At 38.1% G+C, this 18,756-nt stretch carries 18 protein-coding genes and 2 pseudogenes; 3 read left to right on the top strand and 17 right to left on the bottom strand.

The window, feature by feature from the left end; all coding sequences use genetic code 11:
- Nucleotides 1–7: 7 nt before the first annotated feature.
- The 14 genes and pseudogenes from QM928_RS07540 to QM928_RS07475 form a co-directional block, all read right to left on the bottom strand.
- Nucleotides 8–1,438 (bottom strand): Eco57I restriction-modification methylase domain-containing protein, encoded by a 1,431-nt coding sequence (locus QM928_RS07540; RefSeq protein WP_281334861.1) that lies wholly within the window; start codon nt 1,436–1,438, stop codon nt 8–10.
- A gap of 53 nt (nt 1,439–1,491) precedes the next feature.
- Nucleotides 1,492–1,805, bottom strand: a pseudogene (locus QM928_RS07535) (23S rRNA (uracil-5-)-methyltransferase RumA); the annotation flags it as partial.
- Between the two features lie 398 nt (nt 1,806–2,203).
- Entirely contained in the window at nt 2,204–2,695 is a 492-nt protein-coding gene (locus QM928_RS07530) for a nucleotidyltransferase (RefSeq protein WP_075230087.1), read from the bottom strand.
- Between the two features lie 323 nt (nt 2,696–3,018).
- Nucleotides 3,019–4,389 carry a 23S rRNA (uracil(1939)-C(5))-methyltransferase RlmD gene (gene rlmD / locus QM928_RS07525; RefSeq protein WP_414294927.1) on the bottom strand — a complete coding sequence of 457 codons (1,371 nt, stop codon included), beginning with the start codon at nt 4,387–4,389 and terminating at the stop codon, nt 3,019–3,021.
- Between the two features lie 73 nt (nt 4,390–4,462).
- Nucleotides 4,463–5,437 carry a DUF1002 domain-containing protein gene (locus QM928_RS07520; protein WP_414294928.1) on the bottom strand — a complete coding sequence of 325 codons (975 nt, stop codon included), beginning with the start codon at nt 5,435–5,437 and terminating at the stop codon, nt 4,463–4,465.
- Nucleotides 5,438–5,519: 82 nt separating this feature from the next.
- Nucleotides 5,520–6,122 carry a lysozyme family protein gene (locus QM928_RS07515; RefSeq protein WP_373093502.1) on the bottom strand — a complete coding sequence of 201 codons (603 nt, stop codon included), beginning with the start codon at nt 6,120–6,122 and terminating at the stop codon, nt 5,520–5,522.
- Nucleotides 6,122–7,096 (bottom strand): nucleoid-associated protein, encoded by a 975-nt coding sequence (locus QM928_RS07510; RefSeq protein ID WP_075231769.1) that lies wholly within the window; start codon nt 7,094–7,096, stop codon nt 6,122–6,124. Before QM928_RS07510 ends, QM928_RS07515 begins: the two co-directional genes overlap by 1 nt.
- Before the next feature lie 7 nt (nt 7,097–7,103).
- Nucleotides 7,104–8,360 carry a serine hydroxymethyltransferase gene (gene glyA, locus QM928_RS07505; RefSeq protein WP_414294929.1) on the bottom strand — a complete coding sequence of 419 codons (1,257 nt, stop codon included), beginning with the start codon at nt 8,358–8,360 and terminating at the stop codon, nt 7,104–7,106.
- A 66-nt stretch (nt 8,361–8,426) separates the two neighbouring features.
- Nucleotides 8,427–8,858 carry a GNAT family N-acetyltransferase gene (locus QM928_RS07500; RefSeq protein ID WP_414294930.1) on the bottom strand — a complete coding sequence of 144 codons (432 nt, stop codon included), beginning with the start codon at nt 8,856–8,858 and terminating at the stop codon, nt 8,427–8,429.
- 1 nt (nt 8,859) lies between these two features.
- Nucleotides 8,860–9,462: an L-threonylcarbamoyladenylate synthase gene (locus QM928_RS07495; RefSeq protein ID WP_414294931.1), complete on the bottom strand. Its 603-nt coding sequence runs from the start codon at nt 9,460–9,462 to the stop codon at nt 8,860–8,862.
- On the bottom strand, nt 9,446–10,282 hold the full coding sequence (prmC, locus tag QM928_RS07490) for a peptide chain release factor N(5)-glutamine methyltransferase (RefSeq protein ID WP_414294932.1): 837 nt from the start codon (nt 10,280–10,282) through the stop codon (nt 9,446–9,448). The genes QM928_RS07495 and prmC overlap by 17 nt, the downstream gene beginning before the upstream one ends.
- Nucleotides 10,282–11,361, bottom strand: coding sequence for a peptide chain release factor 1 (gene prfA / locus QM928_RS07485; protein WP_001028810.1), 1,080 nt, complete (start codon nt 11,359–11,361; stop codon nt 10,282–10,284). Before prfA ends, prmC begins: the two co-directional genes overlap by 1 nt.
- Before the next feature lie 9 nt (nt 11,362–11,370).
- Nucleotides 11,371–11,850, bottom strand: coding sequence for a GNAT family N-acetyltransferase (locus QM928_RS07480; protein ID WP_075230294.1), 480 nt, complete (start codon nt 11,848–11,850; stop codon nt 11,371–11,373).
- Nucleotides 11,840–12,439 carry a thymidine kinase gene (locus QM928_RS07475; RefSeq protein ID WP_373115783.1) on the bottom strand — a complete coding sequence of 200 codons (600 nt, stop codon included), beginning with the start codon at nt 12,437–12,439 and terminating at the stop codon, nt 11,840–11,842. Before QM928_RS07475 ends, QM928_RS07480 begins: the two co-directional genes overlap by 11 nt.
- Before the next feature lie 123 nt (nt 12,440–12,562).
- Here QM928_RS07475 and QM928_RS07470 point away from each other — a divergent pair, with 123 nt between their 5' ends.
- Together QM928_RS07470 and mnmE are read left to right on the top strand one after the other, a co-directional pair.
- On the top strand, nt 12,563–12,745 hold the full coding sequence (locus QM928_RS07470) for a 4-oxalocrotonate tautomerase (protein ID WP_001117401.1): 183 nt from the start codon (nt 12,563–12,565) through the stop codon (nt 12,743–12,745).
- Nucleotides 12,746–12,867: 122 nt separating this feature from the next.
- Nucleotides 12,868–14,241, top strand: coding sequence for a tRNA uridine-5-carboxymethylaminomethyl(34) synthesis GTPase MnmE (gene mnmE / locus QM928_RS07465; RefSeq protein WP_414294933.1), 1,374 nt, complete (start codon nt 12,868–12,870; stop codon nt 14,239–14,241).
- Nucleotides 14,242–14,634: 393 nt separating this feature from the next.
- Here the strand turns inward: mnmE and hemH are convergent, their stop codons facing one another.
- Nucleotides 14,635–15,729, bottom strand: a complete 1,095-nt coding sequence (gene hemH, locus QM928_RS07460) for a ferrochelatase (RefSeq protein ID WP_371607822.1) — start codon at nt 15,727–15,729, stop codon at nt 14,635–14,637.
- A gap of 154 nt (nt 15,730–15,883) precedes the next feature.
- Here hemH and pepT point away from each other — a divergent pair, with 154 nt between their 5' ends.
- Nucleotides 15,884–17,107 carry a peptidase T gene (pepT, locus tag QM928_RS07455; RefSeq protein WP_414294934.1) on the top strand — a complete coding sequence of 408 codons (1,224 nt, stop codon included), beginning with the start codon at nt 15,884–15,886 and terminating at the stop codon, nt 17,105–17,107.
- A gap of 28 nt (nt 17,108–17,135) precedes the next feature.
- Here the strand turns inward: pepT and QM928_RS07450 are convergent.
- Nucleotides 17,136–18,183 (bottom strand): annotated as a pseudogene (locus QM928_RS07450) (IS630 family transposase).
- A gap of 193 nt (nt 18,184–18,376) precedes the next feature.
- The coding region (locus QM928_RS07445; RefSeq protein ID WP_414321994.1) for a Rib/alpha-like domain-containing protein at nt 18,377–18,756 on the bottom strand (380 nt) is incomplete at its 5' end.

Below are 18,756 nucleotides of genomic sequence, written 5' to 3'. Positions count from 1 at the left end.
TCTCTTCCTAATCCAAAGTATATTCAAAATTCATAACATCTCTTGCTGTAATCCTCATTGTTGTTCCACTAGCATTAATCCCTATATCATAAACATAATTTAAAAATTCATCACTTTTCAAAATCTTTTCTGCAATTTCTAATGACAAATCTCCTTTTTGATATATACATATCCCTGAATAAGGTACTTGATTTTTAGTAATGTGATGTATTTTAACTTTTTCTGTTATCAAAGTAGATAACAATAATTTTTCTTGATTAAGATGGCTTAATGCTTGTGATCTTCCAAACTCGAACCATTGTGCATTTTTATCTTTATCACGCTTATTTAATCTTTCACTAAAGGATTTTAAATAGTTGTACACTCCTGGAAATTGTTGTATAAACTCTGATTCTTCAAAGCGCAATATACTATTATTTTCTCCATATGAGTATGGAAAAATCAAAAATTCTTTTCGGGCATACTGCAATGATCTTGGACTAACGGCTTCTCTTAATACCGATTTTTCAATTTTATACCCATTAACCAATATATGTTCATTATATTCTTCATATTTTTTTATTATAAATACTTCATTTAATAACGTAGCAATCGAACACATTGCATTAAAATCATCACCAAATTTTCTTTTTGCCTTTTTTTTAACTACTTCTTTTTTTCTAAAAATCCACTTATTTGTTAAACTATTTTTATGCAATGTTATTTCTCGGTTTTTTACCTTATTTACATATTGAATATCGTTATTGTTCTGTGTGCCATTACAAATAATAATAGCAGAAGAAATTAATTTATTTTCAAAGAGTTTTTCTGTTGTATAATCAATTATTACTGACAAATGAGGTAACATAAAGATACGTAATCTATCTGCAAATCTATTTTTAAAAATGTTGTTAGGTATCAGATAAGCTAATTTACCATCATCAGCTAATAGCTTTATAGACATTTCAATAAAAGCATAATAATAATCTGGTTTCCCATCTGAACACACTATAAAATTCTTTTTAATGAAAGATCTTGTAGTTTTATTTAAATCTGAATATGTTATATACGGAGGGTTTCCTATAATAAAATCGAATTTTTCGATAATAGAACTTTTTAAAAAGTCATTCTGTGCAATATTCCATTTAACACAATCAATATTATATTTTTTCGCAACCCTATTTAAATTATCTATACAATTCACTTTGTGCTTCTCATCTATTTCATTTCCGTATATATCATTTTCCAATCCATAGATTATCCTATCTTTAGAAAAATTTTGTTTCAAGCAGTCAATAATATATCTATCAACAATTTCAACAAGAAAAGCTCCATCACCACAAGAATTTTCTAGAACCTTTTTCCCATATAGCTTTTCTATATACCCAACTTGATTTAATATCTCAACGACAATATTGTGAGGAGTAAACACTTGACATTCAATATTAATACTTTCCATATATTCGCTCTCCTTTTTCATATAATTTTTAACTTGAATTAGCACCTTTTCTATTAAATCATCTTAAAATACCTTAAAGCATCGATGATAGTTTCCTCGTTTTCCGGTATGCATTGTGGAATAAACTATTTCTCTTTTTCCAATTTATTATAATGCTCCCTCAGTACAATACCAAATTTCTTTTTAATCTGTGCAATAAAATGTGTCGAAACCTTTAAATCAAACTTTTTCAATATATATATTCCTTGATTGTTTTACTTTCAGCACTTGTCAAATCGAGCTTATTAAGCTTAATTTCACCATCTATATGCTTATCGACGTCGAGTTTGGACAAAAGTGCCACACACTCAACGTGATGCGTTTGTGGGACTCAAAAGGTTTGGGTGAACCTTTTGAGGATTAACTCCGTTTCACTAACAAACTCACACACTCAACATGTGGTAATATTCTGCTTTTATACTAATAAACAAAAGGCAATGAAAATCATTTTAAAATGATACTGTGGAACGGAAAGATTATCATCACTTCCAAAAGAAACGACATCCATAACTCCACTTAGAATTACAATTGATAATTCTCTAACATTAATCATCTAATTATAAAATCGTTACTTTCAATAATGGATAAGCTGATCTAAAATTTAAAATCCTTTTCTTTACTAATTCTATTACTAGCCAATATAGTATAAATTAAATGACCAATAAAAATGATGATAAAAATAACATAGCAGCCAGTCTTACAACTTACTACTTTTCATATGATAATTTACAAATGTCTTTCCAGCCACTCGATCTTTTTAAAATCCTTATTGTTATTGTGATCATTTCGATAGGAGTCTTGAGAAGAAGCTTTGTAAATACTTAGATACTGCTCCAGACTTGGAAGACGAAAAGTGATGCCTTCAATGTGAATAAGCTCTATATCCGATTCCGAAACACCTGCAAAATCAGGTAAGGAATCGATACTTCCAAATTCAACACTCACTCGATCCTTTTTGAATTCATGCTCATGAATATCTATTAAGACGTAGCCTAAGTCTTTCATCACTTTCATTATCTTGTCCCAGTCATAAATTCTGAGATGATCAGGTGCTTCCCAACCTCTAGGGTCACCAGGCACATGAATGTCAATGTCAGACGGCCCCCAATTTTCTTTCGTTCTAAACTCCAATCCCAAAGAACCCATCAGTGTCGGTGTAATTCCGACTCGATTTAAATGGAAACAAATGGTTTTAAATTCTTCAAATAAGAGACTCATGTTTACTCTAAACCTTTCATTTAAATGTTCGTTATTTCTACTTTATTACCTTGAACAAAATCATCTTCATTTTCTAGAGTATATCCAGTTATTTTGTATACAAATTCTTTTCCTTCTTTTAAGGACTCAAATGCGACTAGATCTTTATAAGAAGGATTTTTGATATAATTCCAACATATACATCTCTAGTCCTTCTGATTTTTGAACGATTATCCACATTCCACTAACAAACTTACACACTCGGCGGTTCGGACTTACCGTATCATTTCGTCGGTTTCCCTCCTCATTCTACGAGTCCTATCCCATGGGCGGAACATCTGCTTTTACTTCACTGATGAATCAGCTCGTACAAGCAGTGATACCGCCTCAACATGATGCGTTTGCGGAAACAAATCCACCGGCTGTACTTTCTTCAATTCATAGCCCAATTCTTGATAGAGTTTGATATCACGCGCCATGGTAGCGACGTTACAGGAGATATAGGCGATGCGGTCAGCTCCTGTTTGGGCGCTTGCTTTGATAAAGCTTTCAGTCAAGCCCTTGCGTGGTGGATCGACTAGGATGGCAGTTGGTTGGATGCCTTCCTTGAGCCAATTCTTCATGGCATTTTCAGCTGTGTCACAGACATAGTGGGCATTGGTAATATTGTTTAAAGCAGCATTCTTCTGGCTATTCTCTACTGCTTCTGAGATAACCTCTACGCCATAAACTTCCTTGACATGTTTAGCGACAGATAGTCCAATAGTCCCAATTCCTGAGTAGGCATCGATGACGACATCATCTTGTTTTAACTCCGCAAAGTCGATGGCTGTCTGATAAAGTTTCTCTGCCATTTCAGTATTGACCTGGTAAAAGGCTGGTCCAGAGATTTGGAAATCATTGCCTAACATTTGATCGGTAATATAATCTTGACCATAAAGTGTACGCCATTCCTTCCCGAAAATAGCATTGGTATTCTGGTCATTGATGTTCTGCATGACAGACACAATTTCTGGAAATTGCTTGATCAGTTGTTCAATTACCTGTTCAACTCTAAAAACTTTAGGACGAGTTGTCACTAATATAACCATGATTTGTCCCGAATGGTGACCTCGACGAACAACAAGGTTACGAATCAATCCTGACTGTTCCTTCTCATCATAAGGCTTCAAGTCATATCGACGGAGCAAATCACGTAAAGCTACAATAACTTGGTCAATGACTGGATCCTGAATGTAAAAATCCTCCAATGGCATAAGGTCGTGAGAATTCTTACGGAAGAAACCAGTCTCCAGAACACCATTAACGCGACGAACAGGAACCTGAGCCTTGTTACGATACTTGATAGGATTTTCCATACCAAGAGTATCAGCAACCTCTACATCCCTGATTCCAGCAATCTTATAAAGGCTGTCTTTTACTTGCTTGGTTTTAAACTTGAGTTGCTCTGGATAAGCTAGATGTCCCAAGTCGGCAATGCCTGAACGCAGGTAAGCCAAATCTAAGTCTTGATTACGATGTGGAGATTGCGTAAGGTATTCCTCAACTTTACCAAAGCCGATCTTTTTGTTGACTTTAAGGACACGCATAAGGATTTTTTCAGTCGGAAGAGCATTCTCTACAAAAAAGACCAAGCCATCGACCTTGGCAACACCTGATCCCTCATGGGTCAAATCGACAATCTCAACTTCTACAATATCATTTTTCTTTAACATATTTTTCACTTTCTATGTGCCGAAAAAAAAGACGGCAACTGTTCTGTTACCATCTATTATACCATGAATTAACCTAAGCACCAAAACTCTTGAAAAAGTTTACAATTGCTTGCCAAATAGCACTGAGGATATTGCCACCGTCTTGAATAGCTTTATTAGCATCAAAGTTAAGGTCTATATTACTAAAACTATCTCCTGCTTGCGCAACGATACTTTGTTTCAGATCCTTTAGAGTCTTTGTAAAGTCTTCGTTATTGAGAATATCGCTCTTAGAAAGATTAAAGGCAAAGTTGATGATGATATTGATCTGATTTCCTGTTATAACCTGATCCAGCTTATAATTTTTCAACGTATCTTCAACAATCTTACGAACATCATCTTCAGTAAGCTCGCCCTTAGACTCTTTGGCTTTAGCGATAGCAGATTTGATATCGGCAAGGGCTACATTGAGTTTATTGGCATCATAGCCTGATTTGTCCTTATTTTCATCGTTGATGTCTGACAAGGCTTTTAGTTCTTCCTGAGCTAGGTCTTTATTTTCTTGAGGAAGTTGAACACCATTAGCTTCTAGTGAATAGTAAATACCTGCTAGAGCACTTTCACCTGTTACAGGGATTGGTGCAGCTACGGTTATACGAGCATGCTCCACACCCAAGGTAACGGCCGCATTACGATACATGTCTTGGGTCACTTTAGTGATATTTTCAGGGGTTTCAATCTTCACTTCAAGTGGAGATTTTTCACCTAATTTTTGAATTTTTGCAGACGAATAGAGCTGGAGACTAGAGTCATTGGCGACGTTCATAATCTTTGAGTAGACATCTGGCGTCATAGTCTTCAGTTCTTTGGTATCTGTAGAGGCGTTATAGCCGAGTTTTTTTAATGTTTGATTTTTTTGATCTTCTGTTAACGAAGAACCCAAGACATACTCAGGTTGAACATAAGTTTCATCAATTACTTTTTGAACATCAGTGGCTGCTTGAGCGCTTTGCAAAGTTGCAACTGCTAAAAGAACTGCAGCACTAATCAGAAAGAATTTCTTTCTCATTGGACTCTCCTCCTTTTCCTATCTAGGATAGTCGATTAGCCTTAAAGAAAGCTTATAAAAGCACCTAGAATTTTCTAAGTGCTTAAAATAGATTAAAAAATTTAATAATATAGAGATTTAGTTGAACCTGTCTAGAGTAATAATAGTTTCCACCATCCACATAGAGTTCTCCACCTTGAAAGATGGAAATTGGATTGACATAGCGATAGGTTTTTCCAGTTGTATTTCCTAATGTCGGCGCAACGGTATCTCTTGAGTATTTCTTGGCTAGTGCAAGGGTATTTTCTTTCCCATTTTGAGCGATAAAATCAATATAAGCAGGCCCAAAGTTATAGGCCTGTACGGCAGTCCAAACATCTACACCCTTTTCTTGTGCTAAATAAAGATTTTCAGTCAAGGTTTGAATTCCCTGACGAATACTACTCCTATTGTCAGAAATTGTATTAGTAGTACCGCTAGCAGACTCACTGGACTGCATCACGTCACTTTCTTTACCTTTGGTTTCGGTATAAATCATGGCCAAGACTAGTTCTTCATTTGCTGGTGTATCTTGCTCACTTAAAACTTCTCGTACCAAGGATTGATAGGTCATGACCTGCTTAACATCCTGATACATGTGAAAAAGTTTATAGCCAGTAAATAATACAAGAACAAGTAGCAAGACCCTTCTTATAAATTTAAACATTATTTGCTTTGTATATCCTCGATGTTTTTGATTAAGATAGAGTAGGTTCCATTGTCATTTTGGATAAATTCTACCGACTCAGCATCTTGGTAAATATTATTGGGTACGATTAACTCAATACCATTTGATAGGGAAAGTTTTTGGTTTTCAAATTTCTTTAATTGGCGACTAGCATCGATTTCATCAAACTGAACTGGTTCCGGTACAGCTTCTTTTACTTGATCAATAAAGCTAAGACGTGCAGTGAGATTGTTGTCAAAAAGGTCATTTGCCAATTTTTCAGGAGACAATTCATTGCTTTCTTCAAGGTTGTTGAAAATAGCAGACTTAACCTTGGATTGAAACTGAAAATCGTCTGTGTTGAATGTCTCTGCAATTCTCTGAGCCGTTTTTTCAAGTTCCTTGATTGACTTCTTAGGTGAAATCTTTGGCTGAGCCTGGATCAGATTCTCAGAAAAATAGTTTAAAAAAGTCCCGTTATACTTGATTCGTTTTTCAATCAGATGGTACTTGCGACTCTGAAGATTGACCACCAAGGCCTCGTCAGCCCCTGTTCCAAATCCTGGTAGATTGTTTTGAGTCAGCTTGATTGGATTATCAACCTCTCCTCCAAGGTGAGTCAAGGTCTCACGCAGGGCAATTCGCAAGAAAGCAAAATGTTCCACTCCTTCTTTAGAAAACTTCACAAAAATCAAGTCATTGGTCTTAAGATTTTCAGAAATGCTGAATTCTTCTTTCCAGAGGTTAGCCAGCGTCACTGAAGTCTCCAACAAATCTTCTGTGATGTGATTGAAGAAGGGATTTTCTTCTTCGAAAATCCCAGTCTTAGCTTCATCCGAATACACACGTTCGATTTTCTTGCGTAGATATTCTTCGATTTTTGGAGTGATATTGAGAAATTTATCCGCTAGAAACAAATCCGTGTCATCTGGGCTGAACTGATGGATAATGGCTTTCTTAATATAAATGTCCATAATAGTATTAGTCCTCATACAATGGGAAGGCATCTGTCAAGGCTTTGACTTCGCTTCTCACTTCTTCTAAGACAGCTTCATTTTCTGCATTTTTAAGGGCTTTAATGATAAGCTCAGCCACTTTACGACTTTCTTCTTCACCAAAACCACGTGCAGTTGTTGCTGCTGCACCGATACGAATACCACTTGTCTTAAATGGTGACAAAGTTTCGTAAGGGATTGAGTTTTTATTTAGGGTAATATTGACTTCATCCAGCAAGTTTTGAGCAACTTTTCCGTTTTCTACAACTTTTGTTACATCAACTAAGAAGAGGTGGTTTTCAGTACCACCAGAGATAATACGGAAATCAGGATCTTGCAAGAAGACATCTGCCATAGCCTTACTGTTCTTGATGACATTAGTAGCATATTCTTTAAAAGCAGGATCCAATACCTCTTTGAAGGACACAGCTTTAGCAGCGATAACGTGCTCCAAAGGTCCACCTTGGATACCTGGGAAGATAGCTGAGTTAATTTTCTTAGCAAGATCTTCATCATTGGTCAAAATCAAACCACCACGTGGTCCGCGAAGAGTTTTGTGGGTCGTTGTTGTTGTAATATGAGCGTAAGGCACTGGACTTGGATGAAGACCTGCAGCAACCAAGCCAGCAATATGAGCCATATCAACCATGAGTTTAGCACCAACAGCATCAGCAATTTCACGGAATTTTGAAAAATCAAGAATTTGAGAATAAGCTGAAGCTCCTGCTACGATTAATTTGGGTTTCACTTCTTGAGCTTGTTTCAAAATGGCGTCAAAGTCCAAGAGTTCAGTCTCAGGATCAACACTATAAGAAACAAAGTTGTAGGTTTGACCAGAGAAGCTTACAGGAGCTCCGTGGGTCAAGTGCCCACCTGCTGCCAAATCCATTCCCATTACCGTATCACCTGGCTCAATCAAAGCCATGTAGGCTGCACAGTTGGCTTGACTTCCTGAGTGAGGTTGGACATTGGCAAACTTGGCACCAAAGATTTCTTTTGCACGTTCAATAGCTAGAGTTTCAACGATATCTACTACATCCGTACCACCGTAATAACGACGTCCTGGGTAACCTTCGGCGTATTTATTGGTCAAGATAGACCCTTGAGCCGCCATAACTGCTTTAGAAACGACATTTTCAGAGGCGATTAGCTCGATATTGTTTTGTTGACGTTCCTCTTCTTTGGCAATGGCATTCCAAAGATCTGCGTCATAAGCTTTAAAATCATCTTTGTCAAAAATCATAGGTCTTCTCCTTTATAGTATGACAGGTCTTTAGTTTGTTTTTACATCAAGAATATAAAATCCAAACTAAAAAATGCGAATAAACCGTTTCTGCGTCTTATCGCAGGTATAACCAACTTTTTCATAGAAAGCATGCGCACCTAAACGATGGTCTGCAGAATTTAAGCGAATAAAGTTATAGCCTCGTTTTTTTGCTTCATGTTCCAAGCCTTGGAGTAAAGTTTTTCCGATACCCTGACCCTGTGTTTGAGGCAAAACAGCTAAAGCTAGGATATTAAGACCTGGTTTTGAATAAAGGGATTCATAAACCTCGGCATGAACATAACCAAGTAAGTCATGGCTGGTCGAATCCTCAAACCCCAGTAGGTAGTGATGAGAGTCTTGAGATAACTTATCTAGTTGACTAGACGTTTCCTCTAAACTAAACGAATAGCCTAAAGCTTCTTTGTTAATCTCACAAATAGCTGCAACATCTGTTGTTTTCAAATCACGTAGCATATCATACCTCCTCAAAAGGAATGGCTGGTATCTTGGCAAGGATATCTTCTCGAGTAATCGCTCCTTGGCGAAGAATCTTTACCTTGTCGCCAGATAAGTCTAAAATAGTCGAATCCTGACCCATTAAAAAAGCATCGTCTTCTAGTCCCAAGACCACTTGGTCAAAGTTTTGAAGAATCTTGTGAAAATCTACTCCACTTGATTGGCCTGAAATATTGGCAGAAGGTCCGATTAAGGGGCCAAACTCACGAATCAACTCCAGAGTTACAGGATGACTCGGCATGCGAAATCCAACTGTCGTCAAATTTGAATTGACCCAGTAGGGAACTCTGTCATTAGCTTCTAGGACAATCGTTAGTGGACCCGGTAAAAAGGCATCAACAAGACTCTTTAGATAAGCTGGTTGATTTTTAGAAAAATACAAGATGTCATCGATAGAAGCGACATTGAGATTGAGCGCCTTATCTCTAGGACGACGTTTAAGCTGATAAACATGGTCAACAGCCTTTTTATCTAGAGCTTTTGCAAAAAGTCCATAAACAGTCTCCGTTGGCAAAACAACAGCTCCACCTTTTTCCAACTCGTGCTTAATTTTCTCCATCATCAATGACAACCATCCTATCTTGGCCAAATTGGTCTTTCAGAGTTCGAACTCGCTTCTCAGGAAAATTTTCCTTGAAAAGAGCTGGAACGCTTTGTCCTTGTTTGTAGCCAATTTCAAGATAAATCTTACCACCATCATTTAGATAGTCCTTTGATTCTTGCGCGATTCTACGATAGATCGCTAGACCATTCTCATCTGCAAAGAGGGCTAAATGTGGCTCTGAATGGAGAACATTCAAACCAACTTCTTCTTGATCTTCACGAGAAATGTATGGTGGATTGGATACAATTATATCATATTTTGAAGAAATTTCGGAGAAACAGTTAGATTTAATAAAGAATAATGTTAGACCTTGATTATTAGCGTTTTCCATCGCCAAATCCAAAGCATCCTGAGAAATATCGGCAGCTGTGATTGTCCAATCTGGTCTATTTTTAGCTAAAGCAAGAGCGATAGCACCACTCCCAGTTCCAATATCCAGAACTTTGAGATTTTCCTTCGGATTCTCATCCAGAATGAGCTCCACCAACTCTTCTGTCTCTGGACGGGGAATCAAGACCCGCTCATCTACTTTTAACTGCATACCAAAGAATTCAGCATGACCAATAATATACTGGGCGGGTATATGATTTGCTAATTTCTTGTAAATTTCCTCTACAAACTCTTTTTCTTCCTCTGTAACTTCTTGCTGAAGGGCAAAGACGAAGTCTGTAAAAGATAGATTTTTCAGGCTACGATAGACAAAGGAGAGGCTTTCTGCTTCCTCTCCTTGTGCTATCAACTTTTCCTCAAAATCTTTAAACATTTGAGCTAATTTCATTATTTGTTTAATTCTTCTAATTTCTGTGTTTGGTCATAGAGTACCAAGGCATCCACAACTTCATCTAGTTTACCAGATAAAATAGTATCAAGTTTTTGAAGGGTTAAGCCGATACGGTGGTCTGTCACACGGTTTTGTGGGAAGTTATAAGTACGGATACGTTCTGAACGGTCACCAGTACCGATAGTAGACTTACGCTCTGCGTCCTGCTCGTCTTGGGCAATCTGTGCAAAGTGGTCAGCAACACGCGCACGAATAATCTTCATAGCCTTCTCACGGTTCTTCTGTTGCGTACGTTCTTCCTGCATTTCAACCTTGATATTGGTTGGCAAGTGAACGATACGAACGGCAGTCGCAACCTTGTTGACGTTTTGTCCACCAGCTCCAGATGCGTGGTAGATATCCACACGAAGGTCTTTTGGATCAATATCATATTCTACCTCTTCCACTTCAGGCATAACGAGAACTGTCGCTGTAGAGGTATGCACACGCCCTTGGCTTTCTGTCACAGGGACACGTTGAACACGATGGGCACCAGACTCATACTTAAGCTTAGAGTATACAGACTGACCTGATACCATAGCAACCACTTCTTTGAAACCACCAACACCGTTCATTGAGGCTTCCATGACTTCAAAGCGCCAGCCTTGGGCTTCAGCATATTTTTGGTACATGGTTAGCAAATCGCCAGCAAAGAGGGCAGCTTCATCACCACCAGCTGCTCCTCGGATTTCAAGGATGATGTTCTTGTCATCGTTTGGATCTTTAGGAAGGAGCAAGATTTTCAATTTTTCTTCGTACTCTTCTTTTTCAGCCTTAGCATCTTTCAATTCTTGTTTGGCCATTTCTTCCAAGTCAGCATCTCCGCCTGATTCTTTAATCATCTCCTCAGCGTCGATAATGTTTTGAAGGACTTGTTTGTATTCGCGGTAGGCAGTTACAGTATCACGAGTAGAAGCTTCCTCTTTTGAAAGCTCCATGAAACGCTTGGTATCAGAGACCACATCAGGGTCGCTCAGCAATTCTCCCAACTCTTCATAACGGTCTTCTACAGCTTGTAGTTGATCATAGATGTTCATTTTTTCTCCTTATTTTTCAATTGTTAAATCGTATATGGCTACTACTTCGTTCTCAAATATTTCCCCAGTTTCTTTAAATCCATAACTGAGGTAATAATATCTTGCATGTTCATTTTCTGGTTCATAAGACAACCAAAGTTTATTGGATAAACCTGCTGGCGCTGTCCGAACATAGTCTATCACCTTATCCATAATTGGTTTAAAATATCCTTGATTTTGAAAATGCTTATCAATCATGAAACGAAATAGTAAATAATTTCCATTACTAATTCCGATTTTTTTATCATAAGCTAACATCACAAAACCTATGATTGCATCATTATCGTAAACTGCCAATGGAGCTACAAAATCTCCATTTTTTGTGTAGACATATGCTTCAGCTAGACTAATTGCGTTGGTAGCAATAAATTGTTTTTGATATTCCTTAACATCCAAATGCAGAACATCAAAATAATTTTCCATTGTAACATCTCTTAGTTCAATTGTCACAGTCTTGTTCCTTTTTAGATGTTATCAGTGGGGCAAAATAATGTTTACGGCAAACCGAGATATAGGTTTCATTCCCACCTATCTGGATCTGCTCACCATCATAGACTGGCAGACCATTCTGCGTACGCAACACCATGGTTGCTTTTTTCTTGCAATATTGACAAATGGTCTTGATTTCGTCAATCTTATCTGCTAAGAGCAGAAGATATTTTGAACCTTCGAAGAGTTCATTTCGAAAGTCATTTTTTAAACCAAATGCCATGACAGGTATGTCTAACTCATCCACAACACGAGCTAGGTCGTAAACATGGTGACGCTTTAAAAACTGGGCTTCATCGACAAGTACACAGTAAGGCATTTCAGGTAAATCTCGGATAAATCCAAAGATATCCGTTGTTTCCTCAATAGCAACTGCTGGTCTTTTCATCCCAATCCGACTTGAAACATAGCCAACACCATCACGTGTATCCAGAGCTGAAGTCATAATCACAACTCCCTTTCCTTGCTCCTCATAGTTATAGGCTACTTTGAGAATCTCAATCGTTTTTCCTGAGTTCATGGTCCCATAACGATAATACAACTGTGCCATGCTTCTATTTCACGTCCATTTCTAAATTCTTGCTACATTCTAGTATACCATATTTTCTCAAAGCTTTAAACGGCAAATTGTGGTAAAATGGAAGAAATCAAATAACTAGTGGAGGACGCAATTATGCCATTTGTACGCATCGATTTATTTGAAGGACGCACGCTAGAGCAAAAGAAAGCCCTAGCCAAGGAAGTTACGGAAGCTGTTGTTCGCAACACTGGTGCACCTCAATCTGCTGTTCATGTCATTATCAACGATATGCCTGAAGGAACCTATTTCCCACAAGGTGAAATGCGCACTAAGTAAAGCTTAAGCAATCTGCTTAGGCTTTTCTTTATAAGTAACATTCATTGAAGAAAATACTAAAATTTGTTACAATTTTAAGTGATATTAGTCTATACAAACAAATAAACTATAAAGGAATTGAAATGATTACACGTGAATTTGATACCATCGCTGCTATCTCTACTCCACTAGGTGAAGGAGCTATTGGTATTGTCCGCTTGAGCGGAACGGATAGTTTTGCCATTGCGCAGAAAATCTTTAAAGGCAGAGACTTGAGCAAGGTTGCTAGCCACACTCTTAACTACGGCCACATTGTTGACCCTCAAACTGGTAAGGTCATGGACGAGGTTATGATTGGGGCTATGAAATCTCCAAAGACATTCACTCGTGAAGATATTATCGAGATTAACACCCATGGTGGGATTGCCGTAACCAATGAAATCCTGCAATTGGCTATCCGTGAAGGGGCACGTATGGCAGAACCTGGAGAATTTACCAAGCGTGCCTTCCTCAATGGTCGTGTGGACTTGACTCAGGCTGAAGCTGTTATGGATATCATCCGTGCTAAGACTGATAAGGCTATGAATATAGCGGTCAAACAATTAGACGGTTCCCTATCTGACCTCATTAACAATACTCGTCAGGAAATCCTCAATACACTAGCACAAGTAGAGGTTAATATCGACTATCCTGAGTATGACGATGTTGAGGAAGCCACTACTGCTGTAGTCCGTGAAAAGACCTTGGAGTTTAAACAACTCTTAACCAATCTCTTAAAAACGGCACGTCGTGGGAAGATTCTCCGTGAAGGGATTTCAACGGCTATCATTGGTCGTCCCAACGTTGGGAAGTCTAGCCTTCTTAATAACCTCCTGCGCGAAGATAAAGCCATTGTAACGGATATTGCAGGTACAACCCGTGATGTCATTGAAGAATACGTCAATATCAACGGTGTTCCACTTAAGTTGATTGATACTGCGGGTATCCGTGAAACAGATGACATCGTCGAACAAATCGGTGTCGAGCGCTCCAAAAAAGCCCTCAAGGAAGCTGACTTAGTTCTACTAGTCCTAAACGCTAGCGAACCTCTAACTGCTCAAGATAGACAACTTCTCGAAATTAGCCAAGATACCAACCGTATCATCCTACTAAACAAAAATGACCTGCCTGAGGCTATTGAAACTGACGAACTTCCTAAAGATGTCATCCGTATTTCTGTCCTTAAAAATCAAAACATTGATAAGATTGAAGATCGCATCAATAATCTCTTCTTTGAAAACGCAGGCTTGGTCGAACAAGATGCTACTTACTTGTCCAATGCTCGCCATATTTCTTTGATTGAGAAGGCGGTTGAAAGCTTACAAGCTGTAAACGAAGGCCTCGAACTAGGAATGCCAGTTGATTTACTTCAAGTTGATTTGACACGTACTTGGGAAATCCTCGGAGAAATCACTGGTGATGCTGCTCCAGATGAACTCATTACACAGTTGTTCAGCCAATTTTGTCTGGGTAAATAAGAAAAAACTAGGTCAAAAAAATACTAGTCACCTAAAAAGAGGTTGGGACAAAAAGATCCCGACCTCACTTTTTATTATCAATCATAATTTGACGCGGTAGCTGATTGAACTTTTTGTTCGTCTTTTAGACTCCAAAAAGCTCCTAATCATCCTCGCAGGGCTGGGACTACGAAATCAAGACTTTGTCTATCGATTTCTGTCCCACCGCCTTTTCTTTCACCTTCTAAGTTATATCCTGCCTTAGCAGAAATCTGAAACAAACCTTATACTCAATGAAAATCAAAGAGCAAACTAGGAAACTAGCCGCAGGCTGTACTTGAGTACGGCAAGGCGACGTTGACGCAGTTTGAATTTGATTTTCGAAGAGTATTACCAGTTCTTTTCTATTTTCACTTAGTCTTTGGGTAATTTGCCAGCTTTTTCAAGCATTTTTTTGATTAAATAAGGCATCTTGACATTTTCACGACCTTTTTTCTCAATTAATTTTTTAACAAATTCTGGCATTTGTAAGTCTTGTGATTCATCTAAAATATTCTTAGTTTCATCCGAAGGGACTAATTCATCAAAGGTTTCTTCTTCTGGGAGGAATTCTCTAAATTCTTTATGTTCGTTAGCTCGGACAATATTGACCAAGGCATCAATCAAACGAGAATCTGTATTTGGCATTGGTGGACGATGGTAGTTCACCTCCAATTCCTGACACAAGTCATGACATTCCACATCGTTGTCAAACAAGACTTCAATATGCTCACTGATAAAACTAATAGGCACAAAAATATAATGCTCTGGATGTTCTTCCTGTTCTCTAAGATACTCCAATACATCTGGTTTGATCCAAGGAATACCAATATCACTTTCGCTCTGCCAAGTGTTGGTATATTGCTCTGGTTTCAAGTCTAATTTCTCAGCAATTAACTTGCTATTTTCGAAAATCTGGTCGATATAGGGATCACCAAAATCCAAGGCAAAAATGGGCACACTGTGGGCAGAAAAGATGACTTTAAAGCTATCCTGTTTCACCTTTTCTTTTAAAATCTTATCAATTTCAGCTGTCCAATAATTTAATAGTGCTTCTTCTTGATACCAGTCCTTAATAACTAAAAACTGAATTTGTTTGCTTTCCAGAAACTTTTCGTACCCCATGACAGAGTAAAAGGAATAGTGTGGCTCCAAAATCAAGCAAATACACTTTTCAATTCCATCTGCTTCCATTTGCCGAATTACATCTGGAATAAAAGGGGTTGAAAATTTATTGGCAAAATAGACACTATATTCATTTCCTAACCTAGCTTCTACCAAGGCAACTTCTTCACGGGTAATTCTTTGAAGTGGAGTTCCTCCAATTCGAACATAATTATCATAAAGGGTTTGAATCTCGTGGTCTTGAGGTCGAACTCCTCGACGAATGTTGGTAAAAAAATCGGCTACCCCTTCAAAGGTAATCTCTTCTGGTGAACCAAATGTCATCATTAAAATCGCTTTTTTCATATTTGCATCCTTGTGATATTTTTATCTTTTTTATTGTATCACTAAAGAAGCCATAAGTAAACGCTAACATAAGAATTTTATCTCCTTTCTGACTTTTGTTTTTCTCTTCCTTCTATGATACAATGGTTTTAAAAGAAGTAAAAAAGGAGTTTTTATGAAATACCCAACTTTGTTGGAGCGTTTTTTGACTTATGTCAAAGTCAATACACGTTCTGACGAACATTCAACCACTACACCAAGTACCCAAAGTCAAGTAGACTTCGCAACCAATGTCCTCATCCCAGAGATGAAACGTGTCGGTTTGCAAAATGTCTATTATTTGCCAAACGGTTTTGCTATCGGTACTCTTCCAGCTAACGATCCTAGTTTGACTCGTAAGATTGGCTTTATCTCCCACATGGATACAGCAGATTTTAATGCTGAAGGTGTTAACCCACAAGTAGTTGAAAAATACGACGGTGGCCTTATCGAGCTTGGGAACTCTGGTTTCAAACTAAATCCAGCGGATTTCAAGAGCTTAGAGAAATATCTAGGGCAAACCTTGATTACAACTGATGGAACTACTCTTCTCGGGGCTGATGATAAATCTGGTATCGCTGAAATCATGACATCTATCGAATACTTGACTGCTCATCCTGAGATTAAACACTGTGAAATCCGTGTTGGCTTTGGACCTGATGAAGAAATCGGTGTTGGTGCCAATAAGTTTGATGCAGAAGACTTCGATGTCGACTTTGCCTATACAGTTGACGGTGGACCTCTAGGAGAACTTCAATACGAAACCTTCTCCGCGGCCGGTGCCGAACTTCACTTCCAAGGTCGTAATGTTCACCCAGGAACAGCTAAAGGACAAATGGTTAACGCCCTTCAGTTGGCGATTGATTTCCACAATCAACTCCCAGCAGGTGACCGACCTGAGTTAACAGAAGGTTACCAAGGGTTCTACCATCTTATGGATGTGACAGGTAGTGTGGAGGAGGCGTGTGCAAGCTACATCATTCGTGATTTTGAAAAAGATGCCTTTGAAGCGCGTAAAGCAGCTATGCAGTCTATCGCTGATAAGATGAATCAAGAACTTGGTAGCGACCGTATCACCTTAAACTTGACAGACCAGTACTACAATATGAAAGAAGTCATTGAAAAAGATATGACTCCAATTACCATTGCTAAAGCCGTTATGGAAGGTTTGGGTATCACTCCTATTATCGAACCGATTCGTGGTGGAACAGATGGCTCTAAGATTTCCTTTATGGGAATTCCAACGCCAAATATCTTCGCTGGTGGTGAGAATATGCACGGACGTTTTGAATACGTTAGTCTTCAAACTATGGAACGTGCTGTTGACACTATTATTGGAATTGTAGCTTATAAAGACTAAAATAGGCTGAGACAAAAAGCTCTAATACTCAATTGTTTTCAAAAAGCAACTTTGTCCATTGTCTGCTGACAGTGGACAAAGTTGCTTTTTTCCAATCCTTGAATCACTTCTTGAAGCTTATCAATAACGGCTTCCAATGTTTGGAAAGCCTTATTTTTAAAACCTCGTTTTCGAATTTCTTTCCAGACTTGTTCAATAGGGTTCATTTCTGGTGTATAAGGCGGAATAAAAGCCAACTCAATATTACTTGGAATGTGTCTAAGGTACTTGATTTATGCCATATAGTATTATCCATGACAAGTAAAATATAGTCATCTGGATAAGCTTGTGAGACTTGCCGTAGAAATTCATTGGTCCACTCAGTATTGCATTCTCCAGCAATAAGGAAGAAGGAATCTCCTGTATGAGCATCTACTACCCCATAACAATAGCGATATTCTCGCATATAATGACTAGGAATACTAGGTCGGATTCCTTGAGGAACCCAACAAGAACTCATCTTACTGATTCTTCCGAAACCAGCTTCATCTTGGTAGATCAAACGTACTTTGTTATAAGTCCCTTTCTCTTTAAAGCGCTTACTTAAGGTCTCGAATGTAGATTTTATTTTTAGACATCTCAATTGTCTGAGCGTCTGCCTTCTTAGGATGTTCAGGTCTGGGAGTGACCGTTCGCCAACCATGGCGTTTCAAGAGATAATAAAAACCATCACGTGTAGAAGTGCGACCAATCTCTTTTTGATAGGCTTCGAATAACTGATTAACAGTTACAAATTCCCCATCCTGAGCAGCTTCTATATGACGTTTTAGAAATGCTTGTTCTTCTTCGTAAGTCATATATTCTCGATGACGTCCACCACGGGTTTCTTGAAGAAGAGCTTCTAAACCAAACTCCTTATATTTTTTCAAATTCCTCCAAACAGTTGTTTTATTGCAATCTAGCAGATCCATGATTTCCTTATAACTCTTATCTTTTGAGCGAAAATAAATAATCTGTAGACGTTTGTGATATTTGGCGTACGATGAATCTCTTAGGAGTTGTTCAATTTTTTGTGTTTCTTCATTTGTAAGTTTCATAACTACTATTATAAGATGTTTTTTGATTTTAGGATAGTATTATTCAACCCACTACAGTTGACAAAGAGCTCAAAAAAGCAACGGTACAAAACCGTTGCTTTTTTTGATAGAATCGAGATACTTTTGTCCCGGACTCTTTGCTAGCAAACTCATAGAATCAAGATTCTAAAGTTTGCTTTATCAGAGTAATGTTTTACTCTTCTTCCTTTCGTTTTTTAGCAAATAGAAGTCCGGCTGTAGCTGCTACAAGTAGTGCTAGACCAAGGGATGCGTTAGATTGCTCTGTCCCAGTATTTGGCAATTCTTTCGCTCCTGCTTTCTTAGTTGATGGGTTCACTACTGGAGTAATTGCTGGATCTTTAGTTTCTGATTTTGGTTCGTTCTTATCCGCATCGCTACGTGGATCTTTAACAGTCACTTTAACTGGAACTTCATCCTTAGAGCCATCTGGGTAAGTGACAACGACTACTGGTGTTTTTTCACCTGGTGTTGTTGTATCTACTGGTTCCTTGAACTTAGCTGTTGTTCCCGAAGGAAGGTCTTTGAAGTTCGCAATTGAATCTTCTGCTTTTG

The sequence above is a fragment of the Streptococcus infantis genome, assembly GCF_047460405.1.
GTDB lineage: Bacteria > Bacillota > Bacilli > Lactobacillales > Streptococcaceae > Streptococcus > Streptococcus infantis_Q.
This window is presented reverse-complemented; position numbering and strand designations above follow the sequence as displayed.

Coding starts and splice junctions, on each gene's coding strand:
- QM928_RS07540 (WP_281334861.1), bottom strand. CDS start 1,438: ATGGAAAGTATTAATATTGAATGTCAAGTGTTTACTCCTCACAATATT.
- QM928_RS07530 (WP_075230087.1), bottom strand. CDS start 2,695: ATGAGTCTCTTATTTGAAGAATTTAAAACCATTTGTTTCCATTTAAAT.
- rlmD (WP_414294927.1), bottom strand. CDS start 4,389: ATGTTAAAGAAAAATGATATTGTAGAAGTTGAGATTGTCGATTTGACC.
- QM928_RS07520 (WP_414294928.1), bottom strand. CDS start 5,437: ATGAGAAAGAAATTCTTTCTGATTAGTGCTGCAGTTCTTTTAGCAGTT.
- QM928_RS07515 (WP_373093502.1), bottom strand. CDS start 6,122: ATGTTTAAATTTATAAGAAGGGTCTTGCTACTTGTTCTTGTATTATTT.
- QM928_RS07510 (WP_075231769.1), bottom strand. CDS start 7,096: ATGGACATTTATATTAAGAAAGCCATTATCCATCAGTTCAGCCCAGAT.
- glyA (WP_414294929.1), bottom strand. CDS start 8,360: ATGATTTTTGACAAAGATGATTTTAAAGCTTATGACGCAGATCTTTGG.
- QM928_RS07500 (WP_414294930.1), bottom strand. CDS start 8,858: ATGCTACGTGATTTGAAAACAACAGATGTTGCAGCTATTTGTGAGATT.
- QM928_RS07495 (WP_414294931.1), bottom strand. CDS start 9,462: ATGATGGAGAAAATTAAGCACGAGTTGGAAAAAGGTGGAGCTGTTGTT.
- prmC (WP_414294932.1), bottom strand. CDS start 10,282: ATGAAATTAGCTCAAATGTTTAAAGATTTTGAGGAAAAGTTGATAGCA.
- prfA (WP_001028810.1), bottom strand. CDS start 11,361: ATGAACATCTATGATCAACTACAAGCTGTAGAAGACCGTTATGAAGAG.
- QM928_RS07475 (WP_373115783.1), bottom strand. CDS start 12,439: ATGGCACAGTTGTATTATCGTTATGGGACCATGAACTCAGGAAAAACG.
- QM928_RS07470 (WP_001117401.1), top strand. CDS start 12,563: ATGCCATTTGTACGCATCGATTTATTTGAAGGACGCACGCTAGAGCAA.
- mnmE (WP_414294933.1), top strand. CDS start 12,868: ATGATTACACGTGAATTTGATACCATCGCTGCTATCTCTACTCCACTA.
- hemH (WP_371607822.1), bottom strand. CDS start 15,729: ATGAAAAAAGCGATTTTAATGATGACATTTGGTTCACCAGAAGAGATT.
- pepT (WP_414294934.1), top strand. CDS start 15,884: ATGAAATACCCAACTTTGTTGGAGCGTTTTTTGACTTATGTCAAAGTC.